The sequence below is a fragment of the Nocardioides sp. NPDC058538 genome, from assembly GCF_042719275.1.
Lineage (GTDB): Bacteria > Actinomycetota > Actinomycetes > Propionibacteriales > Nocardioidaceae > Nocardioides.
This window is the reverse complement of sequence record NZ_JBHXNY010000069.1, coordinates 1-8469: the sequence shown is the minus strand read 5'-3', so window position 1 is coordinate 8469 and position 8469 is coordinate 1. Positions and strand designations below refer to the sequence as shown.

Annotated in this window: 6 protein-coding genes and 1 pseudogene; 2 read left to right on the top strand and 5 right to left on the bottom strand. The window is 62.7% G+C overall.

The window, feature by feature from the left end; all coding sequences use genetic code 11:
* Window positions 1–194: 194 nt before the first annotated feature.
* Entirely contained in the window at window positions 195–329 is a 135-nt protein-coding gene (locus ACFWQC_RS28095; RefSeq protein ID WP_378686066.1) for a hypothetical protein, read from the bottom strand.
* 130 nt (window positions 330–459) lie between these two features.
* Window positions 460–2811: a xanthine dehydrogenase family protein molybdopterin-binding subunit gene (locus tag ACFWQC_RS28090; protein WP_378686063.1), complete on the bottom strand. Its 2352-nt coding sequence runs from the start codon at window positions 2809–2811 to the stop codon at window positions 460–462.
* A gap of 262 nt (window positions 2812–3073) precedes the next feature.
* On the opposite strand from ACFWQC_RS28090, the gene ACFWQC_RS28085 reads away from it, so the two are divergent.
* Window positions 3074–4144 carry an alpha/beta hydrolase family protein gene (locus ACFWQC_RS28085; protein ID WP_378686061.1) on the top strand — a complete coding sequence of 357 codons (1071 nt, stop codon included), beginning with the start codon at window positions 3074–3076 and terminating at the stop codon, window positions 4142–4144.
* 88 nt (window positions 4145–4232) lie between these two features.
* Window positions 4233–4583 carry a cupin domain-containing protein gene (locus tag ACFWQC_RS28080; protein ID WP_378686059.1) on the top strand — a complete coding sequence of 117 codons (351 nt, stop codon included), beginning with the start codon at window positions 4233–4235 and terminating at the stop codon, window positions 4581–4583.
* Between the two features lie 939 nt (window positions 4584–5522).
* On the opposite strand, the gene ACFWQC_RS28075 is transcribed toward ACFWQC_RS28080, so the two are convergent.
* The 3 genes and pseudogenes from ACFWQC_RS28075 to ACFWQC_RS28065 all read right to left on the bottom strand — a co-directional run.
* Window positions 5523–6749 carry a PucR family transcriptional regulator gene (locus tag ACFWQC_RS28075; protein ID WP_378686056.1) on the bottom strand — a complete coding sequence of 409 codons (1227 nt, stop codon included), beginning with the start codon at window positions 6747–6749 and terminating at the stop codon, window positions 5523–5525.
* 145 nt (window positions 6750–6894) lie between these two features.
* A complete protein-coding gene (locus ACFWQC_RS28070) occupies window positions 6895–7734 on the bottom strand; it encodes a histidine phosphatase family protein (RefSeq protein ID WP_378686054.1) in 840 nt (279 codons plus the stop codon).
* Window positions 7735–8067: 333 nt separating this feature from the next.
* Window positions 8068–8469: pseudogene (locus ACFWQC_RS28065) on the bottom strand (glycoside hydrolase family 3 protein); the annotation flags it as partial.

Genomic DNA, 8469 nt, shown 5'->3' with positions numbered 1-8469 from the left:
TTAATCAGCACGTGGAAGCTTTCGACGGGATCGCGTCGATCATGCCGAAAACTGCGGATCGACCGTGCTCACTCGCTTGCCAGTCACCTGCAATCTTCACCCGGCTATTGAACGAATGATTCCCGGCCCCTGCCGTTAGAACGGGAATAGACGTCCATCTACCACACTAATCCACGCCTTGGATCAAGTGGCACCTATGTGTCGGCGTCGGCGTCGCCAAACGCGACCGACGCCGGAACACCCCATGCCAGAACCATGGCGACCATCGCTTCGACGGGCTCGTAATCCGCTTCGTTGCCGACATCTGGCTCACTGTTCTCGTCTCGCATTTTTCACATCCTTCACATGGCTCTGGCTCACGTGACGATCCTCAAATACGGACCGATGCCGGAAGATACAGTTCACTTCGCCACCTAACCAACAGGCTCCGAGTGCTTAGGCTCATCTCCTTGAGGCCCGCTACTGAGGACTCGCGTGCGCCCTGCGCCACAATGTCTCCGGGGTAACGGGCACCTTGGTCGTTCGGACACCCTCACCGAATGCGTCGTCGATGGCGCCCGCTACGGCGGCGCCTACAGCGATGATGCCTACCTCTCCGAGCCCCTTCGCCCCAAAGGGATTGTTAGGAGTCGGCGCGTCCTCAGTCATGAAGAAGTCGACGTCCGGAACGTCCAACGACGTTGGCAACAGATAGTCCATGAAAGATGTTGCAAGCGGTTGGCCAGACTCGTCGTATACGAACTCCTCGTACAAGGCGCCACCGATGCCCTGAGCTGCCGCGCCCACCACTTGGCCGCGTGTCGTCATCGGGTTGATCGCATGCCCAGCCTCGGTGCTGGTAAAGAAGCGACGCAACGTATGACCGCCGGTGCCTGGATCGATCTCGACCTGGACCAGAGTGACGCCGTAGGGATAGTTCATGTGGTTGTCCAAGTACACCGCCTGGGCCCCCAATCCAGGCTGATCTCCCGCCAGACGCGCGGACCATCCGTCCCAGCGTCCAGCGATCTCCGCCAGGCTCATCCCTTCATGAGCGGCGCCGGCGACACGAATATGGCCATCGTCGAGGACGAGGTCCTCGACGTTTGCCTCAAGCATGTCCGCCGCGAGCCGCTTCGCCTTCTCCAGGGTGTCGAGTGCCGCTTGACGCGCGGCCCCGCCCGCGAGGACCGTGGACCGGCTCGACCAGGAACCAACTCCCTCCGGCACCAGCTCCGTGTCGCCGTGCACGACGTCGATGAGCTCTGGGTCCACTTGGAGCTCCTCAGCGACGATCTGGGCCAGCACCGTCTCGATGCCTTGGCCGACCGAGGAAGCCCCCGTCCGAACTCTGATACGCCCCGACGCGTCGACATCCACCGCGCCGGTCTCGTAGAGCCCGAGTCCGGCCTTGTCCATCAGTATCCCAATTCCGTTGCCTACCAGGCGCCCCTGGGCGCGGAGGTCTTCAGCCTCCTGCAGCCAGGCTGCGTAGTCTGCCGCTTCGAGCGCCTGCTCCAGATGCTTCACCACGTCCCCGGAGTCGAAGTGGTAGGGCTCGAAACAGATATCCATCCCGGGCTTGAACGGAAGGTCCGACGCGGTCAACAGATTGCGTCGACGGATCTCCACACGCGAGAGACCCAGCTCCTGGGCTGCCTGGTCCAGCAGTCGCTCTCGCGCAAACGTGCCCTCAAACCTTCCCGGCGCTCGGTAGGCGGAAAGGGGCGTCTTGTTCGAGTGCACGACATGCAGGACACCGTCATAGACCGGGACCCGATAGGGACCAGGCACCATGCCAACAGTGATGTCACTGACAAGCGGTTCGGCCTGCCGCATGAACGCACCGTGGTTATGCCAGATCTCGTCGGTCAGTGCAAGGATTCGACCCTCGGCATCAAAGGCGGCCGACATCTCGTGCACCTGCTCCCGGGCATGAGCGTTGGCCACCATGTGTTCTAGGCGGTCCTCGGTCCACTTCACCGGCCGACCAAGATTCAAGGCCGCCCATCCGACCATGATGTACTCAGGAAACACGCCGCCCTTCACCCCGAAACTGCCGCCAATGTCGACGTGCTTCATGCGCAGATCAGCGAGCGGCAGTCCCAGCACCTCTGCGATCAGTCGCTGGCAGTCGTGGGTGTGTACGGGCCCCCACATAAACAGCTGCTTGCGGCCGCGGTCGGGCTCAGCGACGCAACCGCGCGTCTCCATGGGCACTCCGGAGTGTCGCCCCGTGACGTATCGACCCTTCACCACGTGCGCCGCTTCGGCAAAAGCCTTCTCTGAGTCACCGTAGGACTTCACGATCCGCACGGATTCGTTGCTGCAACCGTCGAAGAGCGGCTCGGCCTCGTCAGACATAGCGTGTTGCGGGTCCAGCACGGGCGGCAGAAGCTCGTAATCAGCCTCCACCAACCCAGCGGCGTCCTCGGCCAAGTACGCGGTGTCAGCAATGACCGCTGCCACAGGCTGACCGACGTAACGCACACGATCCGAGGCGAAGACGGGGTGGAGGTAGTCGTCAATCTGCGGGTACACGTCGTGGTACCCAATCTGCTCCAGCGGGACGTGAGCCGAGATGTCGTCCGCAGTGATCACCAAGCGAACACCGGGCGCTCGACTCGCCTCGGCAACGTTGACCGACAAAATGCGGGCGTGAGCCTCGCTGGACCTCACCACGCTCAGGTAAAGCTGACCGTGCAGATCGACATCGTCGATGAAGCGCGCCTCACCCCGAAGCAGACGCGGGTCCTCGCGACGCCGCACTGACTTGCCCACGTATCGCTTTGCCGAGGCGCCCAGTCCGCCTGAAGCTCCGGGTTTGCTCACGATTCGTCCTAACTCTGGTCCGATGTGCCGGGACGCCAGTGTCGCCCCAAGCAGTCGCACGTCACTGCTTCCTGGACGGAAAAAGCACGCCCCCGGTTGCGCAGAACATGTAGACCCATGCCGCCGCGATGCTCTAGGCAGCAGCTCAGCGGCGGCTCATTGCTCAATGGGCGTCAAACAATCGGATCGGATTCGCGGAAGATGTAGACCCTTAACAGCCAAGGGCTAGGGAGGATGCGGGGCAAACGAGAATGGAGACGAGATGACAACTGTGACTCAGCAAACGCCCACACCCGAGCAGGAGATGCTGAACTGGGGCCGCCTACTCATGGACGGCCTGCCCTTCGCCGACTTGATCGCCGCCCGTGACCGGGACCCCGACGTCACTTGGTTCGACTACTGGATGCAGCGGTCGGACGAGTATGAAGCCATGGGAGACGCCGCCCTTGCCTGTGGGCACTCGATCACCGCTGGGTACTGGTTCTGGGTCGGCTCCATGGCAGCGCAGTATGCGCAGTTCTTGTGGTTCGACGAGCGGCGACCGCGGGGACAGAAGCGCAAGGCTGAGCTCTACCACCGCGCCGCGCCTCTCCTGGATCCGCCGGCTCTGCGGGTCGACCTACCCATCGACCACACGACCATCATCGGTTACCTGCGTCTTCCCAAGGGAGCCGAGGGCCCGGTGCCATGCGCGGTGCTGCTAGGAGGACTGGAAAGCACCAAGGAGGAGAGTTACCTCTTCGAGAACCTCCTCCTCGAGCGCGGCATCGCGACCTTCACCTTCGATGGTCCTGGTCAGGGCGAGATGTTCGACGACGTTGCACTCGCCGGAGACTACGAGCGATACACGTCGCGGATCCTTGACCACCTGGTGACCCTGAGCGACACCATTGCCAGTGACCGCATCGGCGTCGTCGGCCGGAGCCTCGGCGGACACTATGCGCTCCGCGCGGCCTCCATGGACGATCGATTCCGTGCCTGCGTATCGTGGGGCGGCTTCGTGCAGATGGATGACTGGGACTTCGAGTACCCGATGACGAAGCTGAGCTGGAAGTACGTCACCAAGTCCCCTGATCTCAAGACCGCGCAAGCCCGGGTACGTGATGCCATCGACGTACGCCCCGTGCTCTCCGGCCTCACCGTCCCCACCTACGTGCTGCATGGCGCCAAGGACGAGACGCCGATCAGCGAAGTGGAACTGCTGCGCAAGTACGCAGTCAATGCCCCCCTCGTGATCGACATTGAGCCCGAGGGCGATCACTGCTGCCACAACCTCGGTCCCGCCCCACGACTGCGAATGGCGGACTGGGTGGCTGACCAGTTGACCCACTGAGGCGATCCGCGCCGCCTCTGGCAATCAGCGCGGGGCCGACCACACCCATCTCACCGCAGCCAAGGCTGCACCGACGAAAGGATCTACGATGGACGAGATCAAGGCAGTTGAGTCCGCGAGCGTCGAACTGGAGACATGGCAGCCTGACGGCGTCACCATCTTGAGTGGTGATCCCGCTGGTCGCGGCTTCACCCTTTTCGAAAACTTCGAGAACGGTGCGCGCGGCACCGGCGTTTTCGAGTGCGACCCCTCCAAGACGACATACAAGCTCGAATACAACGAGATCATCTACGTCCTCGAGGGCGAGGTTACGATCGAGCTGGAGAATGGGTCCAAGGTCGACCTCGAGCCGGGCATGCAGGCATTCCTGCCAGCCGGCCACACATCCACCTGGACGTTCCACACCAAGTTCCGCGAGGTATGGATCCTGGCGGACTGATCGGCGTCCACGGCTCGGTCCCGCGTAATCGCACTCACCTACGGCAGGGCGACGACGCGGGACCGAGAGCGTTTCCGCTCGAACCAGAAACGCACCGACAACCCCTCCCATGCTTCTCGAGGGCACGGCACTGAGCCCAGACTCCCCCACTCGGTCGACCCCCGACGCCTCGCCTGTGGCGGCGTTTGGTGTGACGGATCTCGAAAGACCTTCTCCAACCGTACGCGACCAGTTCTCAGCGTCGAGGTCGACCATATGGCGTACGAGCGCCGTTGCTGAAGACGGCTATGGCAGCGGCATACGCCGAGTGGCTTCCAACGTCGGATCGAAACGTTCAGGCCACGAGATCGTGTCGAAGTAGATGGGACCAGCCACCTTGGCAGCGGAGGTCGCAATGCCGGGGCGCCGTGACCAATGCTTGACCGCGAACTGCTGCCTCGCGAATGCTTGCCGCCACTAGTTTTCGCGTTCTCCCGCTCCTAGCACCGCGGTGCGGGCGACCCACACCGCCCCGTCCGCGGAACCTCTGCCTGCCCACGTTCCAGAATCGCACGAACGAGCCGTCGACTGCGTCGCGTGAACACCCATTCCTTCGATCTTCATACCGACGCGTCAGCAGACACTTCCACGTTTCTCCGCCCGATCAGGCCGAGGCATCGTGATCGATCCGGGTGAGCAGCGACGGCTTCTTCGGCGCGCGTGGCCTCAGTTGGCTCGCCAACCGTCAGTCACGCTCAGCGTCTAGGGTCCACCCCAGAGTCGAAGTCGATGGCGAGAACAAGGACACCGTCGAACAGGTCGCCGTCGTCACCGGGCTCCAGTCGTCTGCCCACTTCCCAATGCTTGATCACTGACAAGGCCCCCGGAAGCGCGTTGCGAATTTCGGCAGTCCCCTCGTGGCCGTGAGCAAGACGTCTCGAGTCACCCCAGACCGGTTGGTCACAGACCAGTTTCAGTCGGGGCGTGCTCCCCCATCATCGCGAGTTGGCTGTCCGTCGCGTCTCGGAGGACGTCTGCCAGACGAAGAGCGACTGCAAGCTCGTCGCGACGATGGTTGATGAGGAATCCCAGCCGCTCCTCGATGGACTTCAGCCGGTAGGCGACCGTTCGTTCGTGGACGTGGATTCGGACAGCAGTCGCGGCCGCGTTCTGCCCGGTGGCAAAATAGGCGCGGAGCGTCTCGCGAAGCAGTTCGCTGCGCGGGTCGCCATCGGCGATCGCTCCCAACTCGCTCCGCATGAAGTCGCGCGCCGCCGGGATGTCGCGCAAGACCACGCTCTCGAGAGCGACGTCGCGATAGCAGGTCACCGGTTGTGGCCGCAGCCGACCCACCCGATACGCCTGCCACGCTTGCCGATGCCCCAATCGGAAGCCCTCGAGCCCGGTTCCCGGACCGCCGATGGCCAAGTACGTTGCCGGCGGTGGCTCGATCGCGGCCAGGTGCTTCTCGAACGACTCACTCATACGGCTGCGTCCCAGCCAGGCCAGCGACGTACCTCCCGTGCCTTCCACGACCAACAGAGCGGCGTCGAGGAGTGTTGCCAGCACTTTGAGTGCCGCGCGTGCCGCGTTACCCCATGCAACCACGGCGATTTGCTCCGCATTCAGGTTGTACCCGAGCTGCTCGGTGTCGGTCGGCACTCCTTTGAGCAGGTCGGTGACGATCGCTCGACGCTGTCGATCGCGGCTATGAAAGAAGTATGCGGACTTCTCCCGCTCGTACGCCGCGACAACGTCGTGGGTGATGATGTCGTTCCATGCGAAGTGGTACTCGGCTGCTTGCTTGAGGACCGCGATCCGGCGTGGCCCCTCTGGAACCACCCGCGCCGCGGTGTCGAGGATCCAGTTCCACAGGACGACTTGTCCGATCCTCCGGGTCAGGAGGAGGTCTGTGACCTCGAGGCCGGTCTGCGCAGCCGCCCGCGCCTCTTCCAGCGCGCCCTCGGAGGCACCTTCCGGAAGGATGCGGGAGTGGCGCAGCCCGTGGATGATGCTCGTGAGGGCGCCTGTGATGCTCGGCAGCTCGGTCTCCAGCAACATAGGATCGTTGCGCCGGTAGTAGTTCGGCGCTCCCGCGCGACTACGCTGCAAGATCTCCTCGCTGATGGCCGGAATGGAACTAGCCAGCGCGTCAGCGACCGCCCGTAGGTCGTGCTCGATCGTCATAGGCGGATTGTAGGCTCCGAACCACCTGAAAACAGAGGTCCAGCAACCGACACCAGACTTTTAACGCGACCCTTGCTTGCCATCGCCGAGCCGGTGCGCGACCGCCTCAGCACTCCCCCGCGACCCGTTCCTTTGAGTAGCCCTCTCAGCCCTTCCGATGCTCCTGCGGACTCTCGTTCACCGCTGTGATGTTGTAGTTACCATCGTCGAAGGTTGCGGTCGTGATGCTCGCATTCCCCAGGGCCACATTCTTGTAGTCAAAACCAGCGGGATCGACTTTCTCCAACAGTTCGGCCAAGGTGCCTCCATGACTCACCACAAGGATGCTACCTCCGGGATTGGCTTCAGCCAGTTCGCTGATCTTATCGATTGAAGCGGCAATCCGCGTGTTGAACCCAGTCGAGCCCTCTGCCATCCCACGCGGATCGGCGTCAGCAATAGCATCCATGATCTCGTCGTGCGGCGTGTTGTAGTAGGCATCCAGCAGGTCCGGATTCGTCCAGATGTCGCCATCGGTAGTCTTGCTTAGATCGAACGGCAGGCGCAGTTCCTTGAGCACCGGCACCCAGAGTTCCTCGTCGGTCCCACCCTCGAACCCGCCATAGCTCTCCTCACGCAGGTCAGAGGTGGCGATCGGTGTGACATCGGAGTCGAGGATCAGATCGGCCGTTCGTCGCGTTCGACCGGAGTCGCTCGTGAGAGCGGCATCGAAATCCACGTCACTCAACGCCGTGGCGGCCAGCTCTACCTGTGCTGTTCCATGTGGGGTCAACGGGGAATCGGACCAGCCCATGACGACTCCCTTCTCATTGAAGAGCGAGCTGCCATGCCGCACGAAGTAGATGGTTGTACCTGCTCCGCGGCCCGCCGAATCTTTGGTTTCGGTAGGCCGATCCTCGGTCGCTGAGGAGCAGCCGGCCATTAGGCTCAAGGAGAGCCCGCAGGCGGCGATCAATGTAGCCGCACGCGCAAAGGCAATCTTCATTCAATTTCCTTTCAGGTTCCTGCTGGGTTTTGCTCTGTCGATCATGAAATGCAACTCGATTTGTCGCGCGAATCCCAAAGGACTTCGAATACGGTCCAATCTCATGAAATTGTGGGGACTCTGCCTGGCGTGATCGCCTCAGGTATCAACCTCCAAACGCGTGCCCCCGGACGTGCGTGGGCGGATCGTGGACCTACCCGAAGGTACTGAGGGTGGTGATAGGGCGGCATACTTCCGCGGCATGTGTCAGCAGCCGTCAGTCCCGGGCCAAGATCCGTGCCACGCTTCGCGACCTCCCTCGTTACCGAGTTCCTCGAGATTTCCTGATCGGTGTTACATCGAAGGCGATGCAGTCCAAGCGAATGCGGCGCGCTTCAGGCCGTGCCCGGCACGGAACAGCGGTTCGACGGTGTCGAACGGGACGTCTTCACGGGAGGCTTCGACTGCTGCCATCGATGACGGGATGTCGAAGGGGAAGGTGCCTGTGAGTGCGGTCCGCCCCTGGAGGGCGGACAGGACGACGGCGTCACTCGCACCGAAGTCACCCACAACTACGGCCGCCACTTCGAGCAGCGGGCCAAGAATCGCGGGACGCTCAAGGTAGACCGAGACGAAAAGCGGAGCTTCAGCGGCGTACGCACTGAGCCGGGCGAGCGTTTCCGAGTCAAACGCGAGAGTCCCGCCCCGAAAGTAATCCCCCAGCGAGCCCCTACCCGGGGTGAACGGGGCGTCTAG

Coding starts and splice junctions, on each gene's coding strand:
- ACFWQC_RS28080 (WP_378686059.1), top strand. CDS start 4,233: ATGGACGAGATCAAGGCAGTTGAGTCCGCGAGCGTCGAACTGGAGACA.
- ACFWQC_RS28095 (WP_378686066.1), bottom strand. CDS start 329: ATGCGAGACGAGAACAGTGAGCCAGATGTCGGCAACGAAGCGGATTAC.
- ACFWQC_RS28070 (WP_378686054.1), bottom strand. CDS start 7,734: ATGAAGATTGCCTTTGCGCGTGCGGCTACATTGATCGCCGCCTGCGGG.
- ACFWQC_RS28085 (WP_378686061.1), top strand. CDS start 3,074: ATGACAACTGTGACTCAGCAAACGCCCACACCCGAGCAGGAGATGCTG.
- ACFWQC_RS28075 (WP_378686056.1), bottom strand. CDS start 6,749: ATGACGATCGAGCACGACCTACGGGCGGTCGCTGACGCGCTGGCTAGT.